General features: G+C 68.7%; 22 protein-coding genes and 1 riboswitch. Of the genes, 16 read left to right on the top strand and 6 right to left on the bottom strand.

Annotated features, from left to right (window positions below):
• Positions 1-66 precede the first annotated feature (66 nt).
• From OHA10_RS00370 to ribH, 7 genes are all read left to right on the top strand, one after another.
• Positions 67-1506 (top strand): protein kinase, encoded by a 1440-nt coding sequence (locus OHA10_RS00370; protein WP_371404131.1) that lies wholly within the window; start codon positions 67-69, stop codon positions 1504-1506.
• 45 nt (positions 1507-1551) lie between these two features.
• Complete coding sequence (locus OHA10_RS00365; protein ID WP_371404130.1) at positions 1552-2991, top strand: MFS transporter; 1440 nt, start codon at positions 1552-1554, stop codon at positions 2989-2991.
• A 139-nt stretch (positions 2992-3130) separates the two neighbouring features.
• A riboswitch (FMN riboswitch) is annotated at positions 3131-3265 on the top strand.
• Between the two features lie 137 nt (positions 3266-3402).
• Entirely contained in the window at positions 3403-4431 is a 1029-nt protein-coding gene (gene ribD / locus OHA10_RS00360) for a bifunctional diaminohydroxyphosphoribosylaminopyrimidine deaminase/5-amino-6-(5-phosphoribosylamino)uracil reductase RibD (RefSeq protein ID WP_371404129.1), read from the top strand.
• Positions 4432-5037, top strand: a complete 606-nt coding sequence (locus OHA10_RS00355; protein WP_371404128.1) for a riboflavin synthase — start codon at positions 4432-4434, stop codon at positions 5035-5037.
• The gene (gene pnuC / locus OHA10_RS00350; protein WP_371404127.1) at positions 5034-5708 is read left to right on the top strand and encodes a nicotinamide riboside transporter PnuC; all 675 of its coding nucleotides are present in this window, start codon (positions 5034-5036) and stop codon (positions 5706-5708) included. Before OHA10_RS00355 ends, pnuC begins: the two co-directional genes overlap by 4 nt.
• Position 5709: 1 nt before the next feature.
• Entirely contained in the window at positions 5710-6948 is a 1239-nt protein-coding gene (locus OHA10_RS00345) for a bifunctional 3,4-dihydroxy-2-butanone-4-phosphate synthase/GTP cyclohydrolase II (RefSeq protein ID WP_371404126.1), read from the top strand.
• Positions 6948-7421, top strand: coding sequence for a 6,7-dimethyl-8-ribityllumazine synthase (gene ribH, locus OHA10_RS00340; RefSeq protein WP_371404125.1), 474 nt, complete (start codon positions 6948-6950; stop codon positions 7419-7421). The genes OHA10_RS00345 and ribH overlap by 1 nt, the downstream gene beginning before the upstream one ends.
• Before the next feature lie 97 nt (positions 7422-7518).
• On the opposite strand, the gene OHA10_RS00335 is transcribed toward ribH, so the two are convergent.
• Positions 7519-8130 (bottom strand): TetR/AcrR family transcriptional regulator, encoded by a 612-nt coding sequence (locus OHA10_RS00335; protein ID WP_371404124.1) that lies wholly within the window; start codon positions 8128-8130, stop codon positions 7519-7521.
• 57 nt (positions 8131-8187) lie between these two features.
• Here OHA10_RS00335 and OHA10_RS00330 point away from each other — a divergent pair, with 57 nt between their 5' ends.
• Positions 8188-9144: an NADP-dependent oxidoreductase gene (locus OHA10_RS00330; RefSeq protein ID WP_371404123.1), complete on the top strand. Its 957-nt coding sequence runs from the start codon at positions 8188-8190 to the stop codon at positions 9142-9144.
• A 305-nt stretch (positions 9145-9449) separates the two neighbouring features.
• On the opposite strand, the gene OHA10_RS00325 is transcribed toward OHA10_RS00330, so the two are convergent.
• A complete protein-coding gene (locus tag OHA10_RS00325; RefSeq protein ID WP_371404122.1) occupies positions 9450-10409 on the bottom strand; it encodes a hypothetical protein in 960 nt (319 codons plus the stop codon).
• 63 nt (positions 10410-10472) lie between these two features.
• Here OHA10_RS00325 and OHA10_RS00320 point away from each other — a divergent pair, with 63 nt between their 5' ends.
• Entirely contained in the window at positions 10473-11438 is a 966-nt protein-coding gene (locus tag OHA10_RS00320; RefSeq protein WP_371404121.1) for a helix-turn-helix transcriptional regulator, read from the top strand.
• Here OHA10_RS00320 and OHA10_RS00315 read toward each other — a convergent pair.
• Entirely contained in the window at positions 11429-11911 is a 483-nt protein-coding gene (locus OHA10_RS00315; protein WP_371404120.1) for a MarR family transcriptional regulator, read from the bottom strand. The two genes, OHA10_RS00320 and OHA10_RS00315, sit on opposite strands and share 10 nt — an antisense overlap.
• A 64-nt stretch (positions 11912-11975) precedes the next feature.
• Between OHA10_RS00315 and OHA10_RS00310 the strand changes: the two genes are divergently transcribed.
• Both OHA10_RS00310 and OHA10_RS00305 read left to right on the top strand, forming a co-directional pair.
• Entirely contained in the window at positions 11976-12614 is a 639-nt protein-coding gene (locus tag OHA10_RS00310; RefSeq protein ID WP_371404119.1) for an NAD(P)-dependent oxidoreductase, read from the top strand.
• Positions 12614-13108, top strand: coding sequence for an anthrone oxygenase family protein (locus OHA10_RS00305; RefSeq protein WP_371404118.1), 495 nt, complete (start codon positions 12614-12616; stop codon positions 13106-13108). The genes OHA10_RS00310 and OHA10_RS00305 overlap by 1 nt, the downstream gene beginning before the upstream one ends.
• On the opposite strand, the gene OHA10_RS00300 is transcribed toward OHA10_RS00305, so the two are convergent.
• Positions 13109-14059: a P1 family peptidase gene (locus OHA10_RS00300; RefSeq protein WP_371404117.1), complete on the bottom strand. Its 951-nt coding sequence runs from the start codon at positions 14057-14059 to the stop codon at positions 13109-13111.
• Between the two features lie 18 nt (positions 14060-14077).
• Here OHA10_RS00300 and OHA10_RS00295 point away from each other — a divergent pair, with 18 nt between their 5' ends.
• The gene (locus OHA10_RS00295; protein WP_371404116.1) at positions 14078-14767 is read left to right on the top strand and encodes an MBL fold metallo-hydrolase; all 690 of its coding nucleotides are present in this window, start codon (positions 14078-14080) and stop codon (positions 14765-14767) included.
• Here the strand turns inward: OHA10_RS00295 and OHA10_RS00290 are convergent.
• The gene (locus OHA10_RS00290; RefSeq protein ID WP_371404115.1) at positions 14744-15148 is read right to left on the bottom strand and encodes a VOC family protein; all 405 of its coding nucleotides are present in this window, start codon (positions 15146-15148) and stop codon (positions 14744-14746) included. The genes OHA10_RS00295 and OHA10_RS00290 overlap by 24 nt on opposite strands.
• Before the next feature lie 94 nt (positions 15149-15242).
• Here OHA10_RS00290 and OHA10_RS00285 point away from each other — a divergent pair, with 94 nt between their 5' ends.
• The 3 genes from OHA10_RS00285 to OHA10_RS00275 are packed head-to-tail and all read left to right on the top strand — an operon-like array spanning position 15243 to position 16865.
• A complete protein-coding gene (locus tag OHA10_RS00285; RefSeq protein WP_329002138.1) occupies positions 15243-15506 on the top strand; it encodes a phosphoribosyl-ATP diphosphatase in 264 nt (87 codons plus the stop codon).
• A 50-nt stretch (positions 15507-15556) separates the two neighbouring features.
• Complete coding sequence (hisG, locus tag OHA10_RS00280) at positions 15557-16405, top strand: ATP phosphoribosyltransferase (protein WP_371404114.1); 849 nt, start codon at positions 15557-15559, stop codon at positions 16403-16405.
• 1 nt (position 16406) lies between these two features.
• Complete coding sequence (locus tag OHA10_RS00275; protein WP_371404113.1) at positions 16407-16865, top strand: PH domain-containing protein; 459 nt, start codon at positions 16407-16409, stop codon at positions 16863-16865.
• On the opposite strand, the gene OHA10_RS00270 is transcribed toward OHA10_RS00275, so the two are convergent.
• Positions 16843-17727, bottom strand: coding sequence for an aldose 1-epimerase family protein (locus OHA10_RS00270; protein WP_371404112.1), 885 nt, complete (start codon positions 17725-17727; stop codon positions 16843-16845). The genes OHA10_RS00275 and OHA10_RS00270 overlap by 23 nt on opposite strands.
• A gap of 90 nt (positions 17728-17817) precedes the next feature.
• Between OHA10_RS00270 and OHA10_RS00265 the strand changes: the two genes are divergently transcribed.
• Positions 17818-18153, top strand: coding sequence for a YciI family protein (locus tag OHA10_RS00265; protein WP_371407889.1), 336 nt, complete (start codon positions 17818-17820; stop codon positions 18151-18153).
• Position 18154: the final 1 nt, after the last annotated feature.

Raw genomic sequence — 18154 nt, 5'->3', positions numbered from 1 at the left:
AGCAGAACCAATCCTCACCAGCAGCGGGGACACGGACTGGGCTGGGCGGACGGTAGTTTCTCCGGGGTGGACGCGTTTGCAGGGCGGTACCGGCTGATCGACCTCGTCGGCACCGGAGGCATGGGCTCGGTCTGGCGGGCGTGGGACCTGCGGCGGTCGGCGTACGTGGCGGCGAAGGTGCTGGGACAGCACGATGCGGCAACGCTGCTGCGGTTCGTCCGGGAGCAGTCGCTGCGGATCGAGCATCCACATGTGGTTGCGCCGCACGGGTGGGCTGCGGACGACGACAAGGTCGTGTTCGCGATGGACCTGGTGGGCGGCGGGTCGGTCGCGACCCTGCTCGGCGATCATGGTCCGCTACCGGCGTCGTACGTCGCGGTGCTGGTTGATCAGTTGCTGCACGGGTTGTCCGCGGTGCATGCGGCGGGCGTCGTACATCGTGATGTGAAGCCGGCCAATCTGCTGCTCGATCCGACGGGCACCGGGCGACCGCACCTGCGGCTGTCCGACTTCGGCGTGGCCGGGCTGGTCGACGAACCGCGGATGACTCGCCACAGCACGATCCTCGGTACGCCGGGCTACCTCGCCCCCGAGCAACTCGCCGGCGCCGATCCGGACCCACGCCAGGACCTGTACGCCGTCGGCGCCGTCGTCGCTGAGCTCCTAACCGGCACCCGCCCCGGAGCAGACGGAAAGGTACGCGTTGTCGACGGTCCACTCGGCGACTTCGTTCGCCACCTCACCGCGACCGATCCATCCGACCGCCCCACCTCCGCGAACGAGTCCGGCCGACTGCTAGCCGAAACCGGCGTACTCCCACCCCCAGACACCGCCCCCTGGTCTGCCACCCCCGACTCCCCAGAAGTCTTCAACCAACTCCCACCCCTCCCACCACCCTGGACCCCCACAGGCCCCACGCCTACACCAGCAACGCCACCGAGAGCCACACCCGATGCGGGACATCAGGCGAGGGATGGAGCCACACCGGGAGCCGCGTCTGGAGCGGGGCCGGCTGGCGGGCCAACTGGCTTGCCGTCGATCGCCGAGCCAACGCCGGTGGCCACAGTCCCACCCGCCGCGGCGTCGGAAGCCGGGCGAGGAGTCGCGCTGGGAGCCGCACCGGGAGCTGCGTCGGCAACCGAACCGGCGGCGGGGCCGGCTGCTGGGTCGACTGGCCTGCCGACGGTCCAGCCGACGGCAGCGCCGGGAGATGCGCCGGGAGCGGGGCATGGAGCATGGCCGGCTGTCGGGCCAACTCGTCCGCCGACGGGCGAGACGACTTCGGCGTCGGCGGCCCATACGGCGGAATTGGTGGTCTCACCTGGCGCGGCGACAGCCGCTCCACCTGCCGGGGCGACGGCGGCTTCGCCTGCCGCGGCGGCGGCTTCACATGCCGCCTCGCGCGGTCCGTCGGTGGGGGTGTGGGTGCTTCGGTGGGTGGCCGGGGTGGGTTTTGTGGGGGCGGCGGGGTTGTTGGGGGCTGCCGTGTGGTTGTTGGTGCGGTGACGAATTTCGGTTGCCTGTGGTGGCTGGAGTGGAAGACTGCAGGTGATGAATTCGACGGCGGTCTCCGCGGCTGTAGGTGGTGATCGGACTCGGGTTCGGCGGCTGGTGGCTGCGTTGGCGATTACGACGACGGTTGGGTACGGCGTTCTCACGTACGCGTTCAGTGCCTTGCTCGGGCCGATGAGTCGCGACTTGGGGATCTCCACCACGACTGCGGTCGGCGCATCGACTACCGCGGTGCTGGTGAGCGGGTTGATCTCGATCCCGGTCGGGCGGTGGCTCGACGTACGTGGTGGTCGGGCGCTGATGACGGCGGGATCGGTCCTGGCGGCGTTCGCCGTACTCGGCTGGTCGCAGGTCCAGGACGCCTTCCAGTTGTACGGCGTCTTCGTCGCGATCGGGGTCGCGTCGGCGATGGTGTTGTATCCGCCGGCGTTCGCGGTTGTCGTCGCGGTCGCGGCGCCGGCGTCTCGGACCAACGCGATCCTCACCGTCACGCTGGTGGGCGGTCTCGCCAGTTCGATCTTTCTACCGCTCACCGGGTATCTGGCGCACGCGCACGGCTGGCGTACGGCGCTGATCATCCTCGCCGGCATCCTCGCCGCGATCACGGTCCCACTCCACTCGCTCGCCGTCCGCTCGACCGCACCCGCACGACCCGTAACCGGGCGCTCGGATGCCGGCGAGAGGCGAGATGCCACCGGCGAGCCGGAGGTCGGTGGGCGCCGTGAGGTCGTCGAGGAATCGGAGGTCGCCGGGCGCGGTGAGGTCAGTGGCACGTCGGATGTCGGTGGGCGCCTTCAGAGCAGCGGGGAGTCGCGCGCCGACGGGCCGCGGAACGTCAACGTGGAGTCGGAGGGCGTTGGGCGGGCTAGTTCGCCGGGGCGGGTGTTGCGGGATCCGGGGTTCTGGGTGTTGGCGGGGGCGTTTGTGGTGCACAGTGCGGCGTTGGCGGTGATCTCTGTGCACCTGGTGCTTTATCTGGTGAGTCTCGGGCACCCGCCGGCTCGGGCGGCTAGCTTGGCGGGGTTGCTCGGGCTGTTGTCGGTTACGGGGCGGCTGGTGACCAGCGTGTCTGCGCGGTGGTTGCCGATGGCGACGATCACCGCGTTGATCCTGTCCGTGCAGGCGGTCGCGATCGCGTTGCTTCCGGTCGTCGGAAGGCACGTTGCGGGGGCGATCGGGTGTCTGGTGTTGTTCGGGCTCGGGTTCGGGGTGTCGTCGATCGCGACGCCGGCGATCCTGCTCGACCGGTACGGCGCGACCGGGTTCGGGACGATCGCCGGGATGTTGGGTACGCCGACCACGATCGCGAAGGCGCTCGGACCGCTCGGTGGGGCCGGGCTGGCTGAGGCGTTCGGGTACAGACCGCTGGTCCTCGGGGTTGCGGTGGCGTGCGCGGTCGCGGCTGTCGCATTGGCCTTCACCCGGCGGATCGCTCCAAGCCGACACCTGGCCCAAGAGCCGAGCCAGCACCACGAGTAGCACCCGAGCCGGCGAGTGGCGCGGACGGCGGGTCGGGTGGTGAGTGGGGTGGTGACGGGGGCAGGAAGCGACCACGATGTGACCTGGGTCGTGGTGTGGGTTGTGGGGGAGGGCATACTTGAAGCACGAGTGAACCCACTCGCGTGCTCCGGGGTCGGTGTAATTCCGAGCCGGCGGTGACAGTCCGCGACCCGGCTGCTGCAGTTCGAGCGGCCGGTTGACCTGGTGGAATTCCGGGACCGACGGTGAAAGTCCGGATGGGAGGCGCACGCGGTCGGCGGGTGTGCTCTGGCGTCCGGTCGAGGCGTGCGCGAGGTGGCGGCGTACGGCGAAGCCCGGGTGGCGGAGCGTGGTCGCCGGTCGTCACGAGACCCCGGTAGTGCGTCCGTGACGACGAGGGACCGAAGAGCAGTGAGCAACGCTTCGCCGATTGACGTCGCCTGGATGCGGCGTGCGGTCGAACTGGCCGCGAAAGGTGTCGGCAGCACCCATCCGAACCCGGTGGTCGGTTGTGTCGTGACCGGCCCGGACGGGCATCCCGTCGGCGAGGGCTTCCACGCCGTTGCCGGTGGCCCGCATGCCGAGGTCGAGGCGCTCCGGATGGCAGGGGCACGCGCGCGCGGCGGTACGGCGTACGTCACGCTCGAGCCCTGCAACCACACCGGCCGGACCGGTCCGTGCGCCGACGCGCTGATCGAGGCGGGGATCACGCGGGTCGTGTACGCGGTACCGGACCCGAACCGTACTGCGGCCGGCGGCGCCGAGAAGCTGTCGAGCAAGAACATCGAGGTCGTCGAGGGCGTACTGCGCGACGAGGCCGAGGCGGTCAACCACGTCTGGCTGCACAGCGTCCGGGTGGGTCGCCCGTTCGTCACCTGGAAGTTCGCGACCACGCTGGACGGACGGTCCGCGGCGCCGGACGGGACGAGCAAGTGGATCACCGGCCCGATCGCGCGCGCCGACGTACACCGGCATCGGGCGGAGTGCGACGCGATTGCCGTCGGCACCCAGACCGTGCTGGACGACGACCCGGAGCTGACGGTCCGCGACGAGAACGACGTACCGGCGGAGCGGCAGCCGTTGCGGGTCGTCGTCGGCGACCGGGAGATCCCGCCGACCGCGCGGGTCCGCAACGACCGCGCGGAGACGTTGCTGCTGCCGACCCATGATCCGGCCGAGGTGCTGCGGCAGTTGGACGACCGGCAGATCCGGCACTTGTGGCTCGAGGGCGGCCCGACGCTGGCCGCCGCGTTCGTACGCGCCGGGCTGGTCGACCAGATCATCGCGTACGTCGCCCCGGCCGTGCTCGGCTCCGGGTTCGCCGCGGTCGGCGATCTCGGCGCGGAATCGATCGACCACCTTCGGCGGTTCAAGCTAGCGGACGTCAGCCGCTTCGGTGACGACGTCCGGTTGACCCTGGTTCCTCTGGGAGGAAAGTAGATGTTCACCGGCATCATCGAAGAACTCGGCACGGTCGAGTCCCTGGACCTGCTCGACGGGGACGCCGCGAGGCTGACGATCCGCGGGCCGAAGGTGACCGAGGACGCCGGCCACGGCGACTCGATCTCCGTCAACGGCTGTTGTCTGACGGTGGTCGAGTACGGCGACGGCCTGTTCACCGCGGACGTGATGCGCGAGACGTTGCAGCGCACCAGTCTCGGCGGCCTCGACAAGGGCTCGTCGGTCAACCTGGAGCGTGCCGTCACGGCGCATGCCCGGCTGGGTGGGCACATCGTGCAGGGGCACGTCGACGGCACCGGCACGATCGCGAGCCGTACGCCGGGGGAGCACTGGGAGGACGTCCGGATCGCGACGACGCCGGAGATCCTGAAGTACATCGCCGAGAAGGGCTCGATCGCGGTCGACGGGGTGTCGCTGACGGTGACCGATGTCGACGACACCTCCGGGACGTTCGGGATCAGCCTGATCCCGACGACGCTCGAGCTGACCGTTCTCGGCCGCAACAAGGTCGGCGACACCGTCAACCTCGAGGTCGACGTGATCGCGAAATATGTTGAGAGACTCATTGCTGGAGGCAACAAGTGAACCCGATCGACTGGCTGTTGCACTCCCAGGTGACGATCGCCGGGTCGCCGGTGCTCGTCCGGGAGATCGTCGGCAACGTGTTCGGTCTGGCCAGTGCCCTGTTCGGGATGCGCCGGCTGGTCGCCGCGTGGCCGGTGGGCATCGTCGGCAACGTGCTGCTGTTCACGGTCTTCGTCGGCGGGATCTTCGACACCCCGCAGGACAAGGACCTCTGGGGCCAGGCCGGCCGCCAGGTGTTCTTCGCGCTGATCAGCCTGTACGGGTGGTACCGCTGGTACCAGACCCGCCACCAGGGTGCCGCGAAGGGCGTGCAGCCGCGGTGGGCCACGACCCGCGAGCGGCTCGAGCTGCTCGGGCTCGCGGTCGTGCTGTACGCGATCTCGTACTTCGTACTCCGTGCGCTCGGCTCGTGGGGTCCGCAGTGGGACGCGTGGATCCTGACCGGTTCGATCCTGGCGACGTACGGGATGGCCCGCGGGTTCGTCGAGTTCTGGCTGATCTGGGTCGCGGTCGACGTGGTCGGCGTACCGCTGCTGGTGCAGGCGAAGTTCTACCCGTCGGCGTCGATGTACGTCGTCTACGGATTGTTCTGCGTGATCGGATTCGCGTCGTGGTGGAAGATCCAGAACCGCGAGCGGGTCGAAACTCCGGAACCAGTGGTGGTGGGTTGATATGGGTACCGTCCTGAAACTCGACACGATCGAGCATGCGATCGACGAGATCCGCGCCGGGCGACCGGTGATCGTGGTCGACGACGAGGACCGCGAGAACGAGGGTGACCTGATCTTCGCGGCGTCCAAGGCGACGCCGGAGTTGCTGGCGTTCCTGATCCGGTACAGCTCCGGGGTGGTGTGCGTGCCGATGGAGGGTTCGGAGCTCGACCGGCTCGGGATCCCGTTGATGACGCCCCACAACCGCGAGCGGATGCGGACGGCGTACACGATCTCGGTCGACGCGCGGGACGGGATCAGCACCGGTATCTCGGCGGCCGACCGGGCCCGGACGATCCGGGTGCTGACGGATTCGGCCTCGGAGTCGTACGACCTCGTGCAGCCCGGACACGTATTCCCGCTGCGCGGCCGCGAGGGCGGCGTACTCGTGCGGCCCGGGCACACCGAGGCCTCGATCGACCTGGCTCGTCTTGCCGGATTGACGCCGGCTGCGGTGATCTCCGAGATGGTCAACGACGACGGGACGATGAAGCGCGGTACGGAGTTGCGGGCGTTCGCCGACGAGCACGGTCTCGTGCTGGTGTCGATCGACGACCTGATCCGGTACCGGCGTCGTACGGAGTCCCAGATCGAGCGGGTCGCGACGACGACGCTGCCGACGCGGTACGGCGATTTTGTTGCCCACGGCTACCGGAACACGGTGGACGGGTCGGAGCAGCTCGCGTTGGTGCGTGGGCCTCTGGGGGATGGGCCGACGTTGGTGCGGTTGCATTCGGAGTGCTTGACGGGCGATGTCTTCGGATCGCTGCGGTGCGACTGCGGTCCGCAGCTGGACGAGGCGATGCGGCAGGTCGCGGCCGAGGGCGGTGTGGTGGTGTACCTGCGCGGTCATGAGGGGCGCGGGATCGGGCTGCTGCACAAGCTGCAGGCGTACGAGCTGCAGGATGCCGGGCGGGACACGGTGGACGCGAATCTTGATCTCGGGTTGCCGGCTGATGCTCGTGACTACGGGACCGGGGCGCAGATCCTGGCCGATCTCGGCGTGACTTCGGTGCGGTTGCTGACCAACAACCCTGACAAGCTCGCGGGCGTTCAGGGATACGGCATCGATGTGGTCGAGCGTCGCGGCATCTCGATCGACCCGACCGAGCACAACCTGCGGTACCTGCGGACGAAGCGCGACCGGATGGGTCACCACCTGCCCGGCGGCGTACTCACGGAAGAGAACGGAGCCGGCTGATGTCGGGCAGTGGAGCACCAACCATCGAAGCCCCGCGAGTGGACGGCGCCCGCGTCGCGATCGTCGCGGCCCAGTGGCACCCGAAGGTCACCGACGCCCTCGTCGCAGGTGCCATCCGCGCTCTCGACGACTCCGGCGTGACGGACTACACCGTGATCCGCGTGCCTGGTTCTTTTGAGCTGCCGGTGGCTTCGTTGCATGCGGCAAAGGCTGGGTACGACGCTGTTGTGGCGCTGGGCGTGGTGATCCGGGGTGATACGCCGCACTTCGAATACGTGTGCCAGGCGGCGACCGAGGGTCTCATGCAGGTCGGCGTGACGACTGGTGTGCCCGTCGGCTTCGGCGTCCTCACCTGCGACAACGACCCGCAGGCCTTGGACCGGGCTGGGCTGCCGGACAGCCGCGAGGACAAGGGCTACGAGGCGACCCAAGCCGCCCTCTCGACGCTCGCCGCGGTCCGGAAACTGGGGTAAGCCCCCCGATTCACGCTGCCTCGCAGGCGACTGCGAGGCAGCGTTTCTCGTCTACGGACCGTGGTGGGGACGACTGCGGACTGCGTTGCTCGTCGGCTCAGCCGGGAGTAGGTCGGAGGCCGTCCATCAGGAGGTTGAGGAGGCGGGCGGACTGGGGTTCGCGTTCGGGGCGCGGGGCCACGGTGAAGATGCCGATGAGGGAGGCGGCGATGTCTTCGGCGGTGATGTCGGTGCGGAGATCGCCTGTTGCGCGGCCTGCGTCGAGAATCGTGGTGATCGCTGTCAGTAGTTCGGTCCGGGTCTGGGCATGGGTGATCTCGCCCGATTCGATCATCGCGAGCAGCGTGTTGAGCATGCCGTTCTTGGTTGCGATCCAGTCCCCGAACAGGTCCATCCAGCGCCGCATCGCAGCGGCTGGGGGCAGTTGGTCGAGTAGCTCGCCGGCGCCGGCCGTGAGCCGTACGACCTGATCCTGGTAGACCGCGTCGACGAGTGACTGACGGGTCGGGAAGTGCCGGTAGAGCGTCGCGATTCCGACCCCGGCCTCGCGGGCGATCGCACGCATCGATGGCTCGGCGTCGGCTGTCATGAAGACGCGGGTCGCCACTGCGAGCAACTGGTCGCGGTTGCGGACCGCATCCGCTCGTGGGGCGCGGGCCTCCATCTCAGCCGAAACGGATCGCGCTCCGTTTATGCTATCGTCAACCATGAAACGGAGCATAGTCCGTTTCGATCCGTTGCGGCGATCCCGAGGAGACAGGTGGATATGAAGACGCAGAACAATCAACTGCCTACGGGTGGGAGCAGGGCGGTCCGGCTCGACTCGTTCGGCGGGCCGGAAGTCCTGGACGTCCGCGAGGTCCCCGCTCCGCAGGCCGGCCCGGGACAGCTCCGTGTGCGGGTTACGGCGGCCGGTCTGAATCCGATGGACTGGGTCATCACGGCCGACGCGGACGCTGCCGCCCGGTTCGGCCTGAGTCTGCCGGCCGGGTTCGGAACCGACTACGCGGGAGTGGTCGACCAGGTCGGTGACGGGGTGCGCAGCTTCGCACCCGGCGACCGGGTGTTCGGAGGCGCCCTGTCCCGCGCGGTCGCCGACTTCGTGGTGATCGAGCCGGCCGGAGGAACGGCGGCGAACGAGGTCCATCACACGCCCGACGGCGTCGACGACCGCACCGCCGCCACCCTCACGATCGCCGGTCGCACAGCATCCGCCGCCCTCGCCACGGTCGTTCCCGGCCCGGACGACACCGTGCTGATCGGTGGCGCGGCGGGCGGGGTCGGGGTGTTCGCCGTCCAGCTGGCTCGGATCGCGGGTGCTCGCGTGATCGGTACGGGTTCGGCGACATCGGCCGACTATCTGCGCGATCTCGGAGCCGAACCGGTCGCGTACGGCGACGGCTTGGCCGACCGGGTCCGAGCCCTCGCTCCCGGCGGTGTAACGGCCGCCATCGACCTGTACGGGGTGGAGACGGTGCACGTCGCAAGGGAGCTCGGCGTCCCGGACGACCGCATCTGCACCGTCGCCGCGCAGGTCGACGGCGTGCCGTCGGCCTACGCCCCGAACGCCGCTCCGGGCGCCCTGGAAGAAATCGCCCGCCTGGTCGAGACGGGCCGGCTCCGGGTACCTGTCGCGGCGAGCTTCCCGGTCGACCAGATCCGCCGCGCCACAGAGCTCCAGGCCGGCCGCCACGTGCAAGGCAAGATCGTCATCGACCTCTAGCCGCATACCGCTCAGTCAACGCGGCCCGCCGGCCGTCAAGCTCACCCGCGGGACAACTCCGGCCCGGATTGCCCGAGCTGGGGAGGATTAACCCCGAATTCGTGCATTTTCCACCGTTCGGCTGGTCGTGGAGCCGGGATGACCCGTGCGTCTGGACAGTACGTATGTGTCCACTAGCCGCCCTGCAACCACAGCTGCCGGCCTGGAACCGAACCCGACCACCAGACACTTCCTGTCCAGATGCACACACTCACCACCACACCAGGCGGTGTCGGCGGGGATGAGCCGGAGGTGGGGCGCCGGGCCTACCCGACGCGGGTGTGGTTCATGTGCCAGTTGGCGGTCCACGTTGTGCCGTTGTCGGTGGAGAAGGACTGTTCCCACGACGCCTTGTCGACGCCGCGGTTCCACAGGAAGCGGACGTCGATCGGTTGGCCGTTCAGTGAGTCGGGGCCTTCGAAGGTTCCTACGTCGCCGGTGAACGATCCGATGACCGGGGTCTCGAGGTGGCCGCGTTCGCTGTTGATCCAGTGGATGGCCCAGGTGCGGGACGTCGGGTCGTACAGCCGGAAGGTGGCGCCGCGGAACCCTTCGGTCGGGTACCAGCCCTCGTCGAAGCTGATCGCGCCGTCGAAGTACGTGGTGGCCTCCAACGAAGCGTCGAACTCGTGCCACTCGAACGGTTCACCCAGCACCGGGCGGCGCCGGAGGTTGTGGAAGGACCAGCGTCCGACCAGGAAGTCGAAGTCGTCAGTCACCTTCGGTACGTCGAGCGCCGGTGGGGGATCGGCGCGCCGGGTGAAGTCCATGATCCAGTTGGTTTCCCACGTCTTGCCGCCGTCGCTGGAGTACGCCTGCTCCCAGTGCGCCGTCTTGTCGGTGATGTCGGACCACTCGTAGCTGCACAGGATCGGGAACCCGTCGAGCGAGTCCTCTCCCACCAACCGGCACGAAGTACCGTCCGCAGACCAGCCGCCGTGCACCGGTGGGTACAGCTTCATCGTCGTGCTGTTGACCCACCAGATGCTCCACTGCTTGGCCACCGGATCGAACACCCGCAGGGACAGCCCGTACGAGCCCTTCGTCGGGAAGCGCATCTCGTCGATGCTGATCTGTCCGTCGAAGTACGTGTGGGCGGTCGTGGTCCCGTCGTACTCGAGCCACTCGTCGCAGCCCGCGAAGGCTTGTTTCAGCGTGCGGTGATGGACGTCGAAGTATCCGTTGAGGAAGTCGAAGTCGCCGGTGACCTTGTTCCATGTCGTCATGCAGCCAAGCGTCCAGGCAATACCTGACAACCGATGGCAGCGATACGCATTAACCTGAACAGCATGCGTTCGAGCCGGCTGTTGTCGATCCTGCTGTTGCTGCAGACGCGCCGGCAGCTGACGGCGCGTGAGCTCGCGGACGAGCTCGAGGTGTCGCTGCGCACGATCTACCGTGACGTCGAGGCGCTCGCCGCGGCCGGGGTTCCGGTGTACGCCGACCAGGGTCGCGCCGGCGGCTATCGGCTCGTCGAGGGATACCGCACCAAGCTCACCGGCCTGACCGAGCAGGAAGCGGCCGCACTGTTCCTCGTCGGTATGCCGGGCGCAGCCGCGGCGCTCGGGCTCACCGCCGAGACCAGCGCGGCCGAACTCAAACTGCTCGCCGCCCTCGCGCCGGATCAACGCGACCGCGCCGGCCGGCTCAAGAACCGCTTCCACCTCGATCTGCCGGCCTGGTACCAGGACGCCGAGGACTCGCCACACCTCTCCGCAGTCGCCGACGCAGTGCTCCACGACCGCCGGATCAAGGTCCTCTACCGTCGCTGGGAAGAACCACGCGAGGTCGAGCGCCTCCTGGAGCCGCACGGCCTGGTCCTGAAGAACGGCGCCTGGTACGTCGTTGCCGCGACGCCCCGCGGACTCCGCACGTACCGCGTCTCGAACATCCTCGAGCTGACGCCGACCGCGAACACCTTCGAGCGCGACCCGGACTTCAACCTGACCCAGTTCTGGCAGAACCACCTCCAAGGCTTCGACCGCGTCCGCTACACGGATCAGGCCGTCCTCCGAGTCTCTGCGGGACTGGCCGCCAGGATGTACGACGTCTCGTTCCCGAGCCTGGTCAAGGCAGTGGCGGCGGCTGAACCTGAGCCGGACGGGAGCGTCGTGGTGACGATCCCGATCGAGTCGGTCGGAAACGCGGCAGCCTCACTCAGCAGATTCGGCGCCGCGGTAGAGGTCCTCGAGCCGCCCGAACTACGAGCCGAGCTCGCCGACCTCGGTCGCGCGCTCCACGACCTCTACTCCTGAGCCAACTCCCCGTTGGCCCGCTCGCCGGCCTCGGTACTGCGGCGCAGGAAGTCGGCGATCAGCTTCAGCTCCGGCTCGGTGTAGTCCGCGAGTACGTCGTCCATCGCGCCGATCATCGGCTGGTACAGCCGGAAGACCTCCATCCCGCGATCCGGCAGCACGCGGATCGTGACGCTGCGGCGGTCGCCCCGCGCGCGATCCCGGGCGATCCAGCCGGCCTTCTCGAGCCGGTCGAGGATGCCCGTCAGCGTCGCCGGGTGCAGGCCCGCCTGCCGGGCCAGCGCGCTCGGCGTCAGCGGTCCGCTACGGGCGAGCACGTCGAGGCAGTCCAGGTCGACGTCCTTCAGCGCCAGCTTGCCGCCGACCTGGTGGTTCAGCAGGGCGAGCTGGATCCGCAGGTCGCGGAGCGCGGCCTTGATCTCGTTGCCGGTACGCCGGTGGTGGCGCGCGTCACGTGGTTCTGTCTGTTCCATATATTATGATTCCCGTACTATATGAGTTACAGATCAGATTCACGATAGCGCAAGGAGACGCGGGATGAGGATCACGGTGTTCGGCGCGACGGGTGGGATCGGCGGTCACGTCGTACGGCAGGCGCTCGATGGTGGGCACAAGGTGACCGCGGTGGTGCGGACGTCGTCGGCGTTCGAGGTGGAGCATCCGTCGCTCGAGGTGGTCCGGGTGGCGGGTCTGGATGATCCGGAGCCGCTGCGCGAGGCTCTGGACGGGAGTACGGCGGTGATCTCCGGCGTGGGGGCCCGCGGACGGAAGGACGGGCCGGTCGCGTCCCGGAGTACGCGATCGATGCTGACGGCAATGGAAGCGGCCGGGGTACGGCGGTTCGTCGCGGTCAGCGCGGCACCGCTCGGGCCGGTCCCGGCGGACGAGAGCTTCCTGAACCGGCGGGTGGTCTATCCGATGATCAACGCGTTCGCCGCCGATGTGTACGCCGACCTGCGGCTGATGGAGGCGGCGATCATGAGCAGCGCCACGGACTGGACGATCGTGCGGCCGCCGAAGCTCAACAACAAGCCGCTCACCGGTAAGTACCGGACTCTTGTCGGCGGGACTGTGACCAGGGGGTATCTGGTCTCGCGTGCCGACGTCGCGCACCTGATGCTCGCCGTACTCGACGCCCCGGCGACCATCGACCAGCCGGTCGGGGTGTCGTACTGATGACGCGGTTCGTGCGTTCGGCGAGCTTGTTGTTCAGTGGGGTGTTCGCCGGATTCCTCGTCTGTGTGCTGGTGCTCGAGAACTCGTTGCGTGGGTTCGATGCGTCGGTCTACACGCAGACGCGGCTGATCGAGCTGGACTCGCTGGACAAGTTGGCCTCGGCAACGTTGATCCCGGCATTGATCACGACAGTGGTGCTGGCGATCCGGGCTCGGGGCAACAGTCGGCGGATCGTGCTGGTGGCGATCGCTTTGCTGGTGGTCGTGTTCGTCACGACGTTCGCGATCAACCTGCCGATCAACTCGGACCAGACCGCATGGTCGGTGCAGAATCCGCCGTCCGATTGGGCGAGTGTCCGCGATCGGTGGCAGGTCGCTCATGCGATCCGCACCGTAGCGGCGGTCCTCGCCTTCGGTCTGCTCATCGTGGCCAGTCAGGTCAGCTCGACGGTCCGAGGTCGCGTGCGACGTGTGACCGCCGCCGTTCGGGTGTGACTACGTCAGCAGGTCGTGGGGTAGGGCGTGGGCGGTGTGGCCTTGGTGGCCGGTGGTGGTTCGGGCCATGGTGAGGGAGTTGAGAAGCGCTTCCTCGACGGACTCGGTGACTGCTTGGAACGGGTCGCGGAGGTCGCGGTCCGGGTAGCCCGGGGTGCGGTTCGTGGTGAAGGCGATCGCGTAGTCGCCGCTCCCGGGCGCGAAGTCCGAGCCGACCCGCCCCATCGCGAACACCGCCCGCCGCGCCAGCCGGCCGAGCTGCCGGGCGTCGAGCGGAAGATCCGTAGCCACCACGATCATGCAACTGTTGCCATCCGCATCAACCGGCGTTGCGGGGATGGGCCGCCCGAGCACGGTCAGCAGGCCGGAGAAGTTCGATTGCACAATCGCTCCGACGGCACCGGAGGACACCAGACGGGACGACGTGCCGATGCCGGCTTTGAAGCCGAGAGCAGCGGTGCCGGTGCCCGCTCCGACGCAGCCTTCGGCGGGGAGATCCGATGAGGCCGTGTCGAGGGCAGCGTGGACGTGGGCGGGTGTGATCGGGCGGCTGCGGATGTCGGACAGGTAGGCGTCGTTGGTTTCGCCGACGATCGGGTTGAGGCTCGTGGCGCGAGGGTCGCGGTCCAGGAGCCAGGTGAGCAGAGCGTCGGCGACGCGGAACGTGCTCAGGGTGCCGGTGAGCAGGATCGGGGTCTCGATCACGCCGAGCTCGTCGACCTGGGTCGTGCCGATCAGCTTGCCGTACCCATTGCCGACAGCAACAGCCGCCGGCAGCGTCCCGGCGTACCCGTCCGGGACGATCGCGGTGACCCCGGTGTTCAGGCCGTCGCCGGTGAGCGTGGTCTGGCCGACGCGGACCCCGGGGACGTCGGTGATCGCGTTGAGCGGACCGGTGGGCAGGGTGCCGACGACGACGCCGAGCTCGCGGACTCTCCGGGGATTCTGCATATGGATATCGTCAGGCACATGCTCCAGCACCTCGCCGGCCGGGTCTGGCTCTACCCGCACGACCCCGACCCGGACGCGATCCGCCCATCGGTCGCCGTGATCGCCGACGACCACGGCTCGGTCCTCGTCGATGCCGGCAACAGCCCCGAGCACGCCCGAGCAATCCGTACGGCGATCACCGCGGCCGGACTGCCCGCTCCGAGGTGGCTCGTCTACACCCACCACCACTGGGACCACATCTGGGGCGCCTCCGCCTGGCCGGACGTCGACGTCATCGCCCACGAGTCAGCCGTGGACCTCCTGACAGCCGAGGCCGGCAGACCGTGGAGCCACCAATTCCTCCACGACGAGGTCGAGGCCAATCCCAAACTCGGTCCCAGCTTCCGCGCCCGCGCGCTCGCCGTACCCGACTGGACCGACTTCCGGATCGTCCTCCCCGACCGGACCTTCGCGGACACCCTCACGCTCCCGACCGGCGTCGTACTGCGTCACGTCGGCGGAAACCATGCCCCGGACTCACTGATCGCGGTCTCCGACGGCGTCGCCCTCCTCGGCGACGCGTTCTACCCGCCGCCGTACCACCTCCGCGCGCCCGACGACACCATCGACTACGCCATGGTCAAGCAGCTCCTGTCCGAGCAGCACGACTGGTACGTCGACGCCCACTCGGCCCCGCGGACGCGATCAGCCGCGCTCGCTGGGTCCTAGCGGCGACCTGTCGCCGACGAACCACAGGTGACCGAACGGATCCAGGAACGATCCCTGCCGATGCGTCCCCCAGGGCACCTCGTGGTCCCGCACCGGGTCGAAGCTCCCGTCCGCGCCCGCCGCCACGGCGCGCTGCACGAACCCGTCCGGATCGTCCACGAACATCTCGACCCGGACCGTCGGTGCACCGGTCTCGGCCGGCGTCTTCCAGATGTTCTCCCCGGGCTCGCCGAGGAACACCGGCGCGCCGTTGACGCTCAGTCCGATCACGCTGCCGAGGTTCCAGAGCTCGACCGCCCCGAGCGCCTCGGCATACCAGGCAGCGGCCGCCGGCGCGTCCGGCACGGCGAGCATCACGGAGATCTGTGCGAATCCAGTCATGAGCCAAGTAACCCACAAGGCACCCCCGGAACTGGTCCGATCGGCGGACCTGGGGGCGGAGGACGGTGGCGGGACCCCGTAGGCTGGGCGCGCGATGAAGAGTTTTGAGGAGCTGTTTGCCGAGCTGGGTGAGAAGGCGGCGACGCGGCCGGAGGGTTCCGGGACCGTGGCGGCGCTGGATGCCGGCGTGCACGCGATCGGCAAGAAGCTGGTCGAAGAGGCCGCCGAGTCATGGATGGCAGCGGAGTACGAGGGCAAGGAGCGGGCCGCGGAGGAGCTGTCACAGCTGCTCTACCACGCTCAGGTGATGATGCATGCCCTCGGCCTGGACCTCGAGGACGTGTACCGACATCTGTAGGAGCAACCTCCACAGATCACCGGTTCACACCCCCAGAAAGGGCAGTCGCCATGCTGCGCGTCGCAGTACCGAACAAGGGCTCGCTGAGCGAAGCCGCCACCGAGATGCTCGTCGAGGCCGGCTACAAACAGCGCCGGACCACCAAGGACCTCACGCTCACCGACTCGGCCAACGAGGTCGAGTTCTACTACCTCCGCCCGCGGGACATCGCGGTGTACGTCGGGGAGGGCACCCTCGACGTCGGCATCTCCGGCCGTGACCTGGTGCTCGACTCGCACGCCGACGCGGACGTGATCATGGGCCTCGGGTTCGGCTCGTCCACGTTCCGGTTCGCCGGGCGGCCCGGGGTCGCGGACTCCGTGAAGGATCTCTCCGGGAAGCGCATCGCCACGTCGTACGCCGGGGTGCTGCAGGACCACCTGGCCGAGAACGGCGTCGACGCCTCCGTCGTCCGCCTCGACGGCGCGGTCGAATCGGCCGTCCAGCTCGGGGTCGCCGACGTGATCGCCGATGTGGTGGAGACCGGTACGACGCTGCGCCAGGCCGGACTCGAGGTGTTCGGCGAGCCGATCCTGAAGTCCGAAGCGGTACTGATCAAGCGGCACGGCGTCGAGACCCCGGCGAACGGCATGCACCAGCTGATCCGCCGGCTCGAGGGCGTTCTGATCGCACGGAACTACGTGATGATGGACTACGACATCCGCGCCGAGGACGTCGACGCGGCGACCTCGGTCGCACCCGGTCTGGAGTCGCCGACGATCTCGCCGCTGCACAAGCAGGGCTGGGTCGCCGTCCGGGTGATGGTACAGCGCGCGGAGGCCCAGCGCCTGATGGACCAGCTGTGGGAGGTGGGCGCCCGTGCCATCCTCACCACAGACATCCACGCCTGCCGGATCTGACATGAGCGACCGGCTCTTCACCTTCCATCCGCGGGTCCTCGCGCTGATGGCGGGGGTGATGGGTCTGTCGCTGCTGGCGGTGTTCGGGGTGATCTGGGTCCGGTTGCCGGCCGAGTCGCGGGAGTCGTTCAGCTGGTTCCAGCGGATCACGTTGCTGGTGTTCTTCGGGGCGATCCTGTGGATCCTGTACCGGATGACGACGCTGCGGGTGACGGCGTACGCCGACGGGCTCCGGGTGCGGAACGTGTTCAAGTCGTACACGTTGACGTGGGCGGAGATCAGCGGCCTGCGATTCCGGCCGGGCGACGCGTGGCTGCAGCTGTTCGATGCCGATGGCAACCGGATCGGCATCCTCGCGGTCCAGGCCGCGGAGGGAGCCCGGGCGAGCCGCGCCGCGAAGGAGCTCGCGGCGGTGGCTCGCGACCACGGCGCCGGCGCTAACCGGCCACCGAAAAGCTAGTCGTATGTGACTCGCCGGGCTTCAGGACGACCAGGTCCTGACCGGTGATGAACGAGTCCGGCGGACAGGTCATCGGCTCGACCGCCAGCGCCGTACGCCCGACCGCTTCGCCGGTGAAGAGCTGCATCCACGGTGTGTCACTGCTGAGCACCGACCGCGCCCCGCTGTCGGGGTCCGTCAACGACACGGACCAGGCGCCGTCCAGCCCGGTGAAGGCATTGTCGATCGAGGTCGCCCCGATGGGCCGTCCACCGCTGAAGTCGAACTCCGACCCGGCCACTGGTGTGAGGCCGACAGGCTGCATGCGCTCCGCCGACACCTCCAGGCGGTCGGAGGCGGTGAACTCGAGCACACATTCGTCGATCGGACGTCCAACGGTCAGATACGGATGCGCTCCGTAGCCGTACGGCGCCGCGGACACACCGATGTTGGTAGCGGTCGCGGTGACGGTCAGGCGGTCGGTGAGGCGGTAGTCGAGGCGGAGGTCCAGCTGGTGGGGGTAGCCGGGCTGGCCATGGAGGCGGTGGCCGACCACAAGAGCGGCGGGGTCCGAGCCGTCGTCGACGCGGAGCCAGTTGGCCCAGCGGGTCAGCCCGTGGATCGCGTTCTGGCGGGCCGGCTCGGTCAGGTACAGCTGCTGGGCGACGCCCTCGAACGTGTACTTCCCGTCGGTGATCCGGTTCGGCCACGGGAACAGGTGCTGCCCGATGCCCGCGTGCGCCGCCTCGTCCTCGCCGTACCCGAGCAGGACCGGGCGCCCGTTGTACGTCAGCCCGCGCAGCCCGCCGCCGACACTGACGACGGTCGCCTCGTACCCGCCGCCGCGGAGGACCCACTGCTCACCAGATGGCAAAACATTCATACTCCAATCCTGACTGACGCTGTCCATCCCGGGCGAACCCGTTCGTGGTGATGCTGTAGACACGCTCTGAGGAGGTACGACGTGAAGTACATGCTGCTGATCAACGCCGGGGAGCTCGACACGGAGAACGTGCCGGTCGGCTGCGAGCCGGAGGACTGGATGCGGTTCGACAAGGAGATCACCGACTCCGGGGTCGTGGTCGCGTCCGAGTCGCTGGCCGATCTGGTCACCGCGACCCGCGTCCAGATGGCCAACGACGGCAAGCGGACGGTGACGGACGGTCCGTTCGCGGAGACGCGTGAGGTACTGGGCGGTTTCTACGTGATCGACGTACCGGATCTGGACGTTGCGCTCGACTGGGCCGCGAAGTGCCCGGGGTCGCGCGCCGGCGGGTCGGTCGTGGTTCGGCCGGTCGCGGAGTTCTGAC

The sequence above is a fragment of the Kribbella sp. NBC_00662 genome (assembly GCF_041430295.1).
Classification (GTDB): Bacteria; Actinomycetota; Actinomycetes; order Propionibacteriales; family Kribbellaceae; genus Kribbella.
This window is presented reverse-complemented; position numbering and strand designations above follow the sequence as displayed.

Bases quoted from the DNA above. Each gene is read 5' to 3' on its own strand.
- OHA10_RS00365 (WP_371404130.1), top strand. From the start codon at position 1,552: ATGAATTCGACGGCGGTCTCCGCGGCTGTAGGTGGTGATCGGACTCGG.
- OHA10_RS00355 (WP_371404128.1), top strand. From the start codon at position 4,432: ATGTTCACCGGCATCATCGAAGAACTCGGCACGGTCGAGTCCCTGGAC.
- OHA10_RS00345 (WP_371404126.1), top strand. From the start codon at position 5,710: ATGGGTACCGTCCTGAAACTCGACACGATCGAGCATGCGATCGACGAG.
- ribH (WP_371404125.1), top strand. From the start codon at position 6,948: ATGTCGGGCAGTGGAGCACCAACCATCGAAGCCCCGCGAGTGGACGGC.
- OHA10_RS00335 (WP_371404124.1), bottom strand. From the start codon at position 8,130: ATGGTTGACGATAGCATAAACGGAGCGCGATCCGTTTCGGCTGAGATG.
- OHA10_RS00330 (WP_371404123.1), top strand. From the start codon at position 8,188: ATGAAGACGCAGAACAATCAACTGCCTACGGGTGGGAGCAGGGCGGTC.
- OHA10_RS00325 (WP_371404122.1), bottom strand. From the start codon at position 10,409: ATGACGACATGGAACAAGGTCACCGGCGACTTCGACTTCCTCAACGGA.
- OHA10_RS00320 (WP_371404121.1), top strand. From the start codon at position 10,473: ATGCGTTCGAGCCGGCTGTTGTCGATCCTGCTGTTGCTGCAGACGCGC.
- OHA10_RS00315 (WP_371404120.1), bottom strand. From the start codon at position 11,911: ATGGAACAGACAGAACCACGTGACGCGCGCCACCACCGGCGTACCGGC.
- OHA10_RS00310 (WP_371404119.1), top strand. From the start codon at position 11,976: ATGAGGATCACGGTGTTCGGCGCGACGGGTGGGATCGGCGGTCACGTC.
- OHA10_RS00305 (WP_371404118.1), top strand. From the start codon at position 12,614: ATGACGCGGTTCGTGCGTTCGGCGAGCTTGTTGTTCAGTGGGGTGTTC.
- OHA10_RS00300 (WP_371404117.1), bottom strand. From the start codon at position 14,059: ATGCAGAATCCCCGGAGAGTCCGCGAGCTCGGCGTCGTCGTCGGCACC.
- OHA10_RS00295 (WP_371404116.1), top strand. From the start codon at position 14,078: ATGCTCCAGCACCTCGCCGGCCGGGTCTGGCTCTACCCGCACGACCCC.
- OHA10_RS00290 (WP_371404115.1), bottom strand. From the start codon at position 15,148: ATGACTGGATTCGCACAGATCTCCGTGATGCTCGCCGTGCCGGACGCG.
- OHA10_RS00285 (WP_329002138.1), top strand. From the start codon at position 15,243: ATGAAGAGTTTTGAGGAGCTGTTTGCCGAGCTGGGTGAGAAGGCGGCG.
- hisG (WP_371404114.1), top strand. From the start codon at position 15,557: ATGCTGCGCGTCGCAGTACCGAACAAGGGCTCGCTGAGCGAAGCCGCC.
- OHA10_RS00275 (WP_371404113.1), top strand. From the start codon at position 16,407: ATGAGCGACCGGCTCTTCACCTTCCATCCGCGGGTCCTCGCGCTGATG.
- OHA10_RS00270 (WP_371404112.1), bottom strand. From the start codon at position 17,727: ATGAATGTTTTGCCATCTGGTGAGCAGTGGGTCCTCCGCGGCGGCGGG.
- OHA10_RS00265 (WP_371407889.1), top strand. From the start codon at position 17,818: ATGCTGCTGATCAACGCCGGGGAGCTCGACACGGAGAACGTGCCGGTC.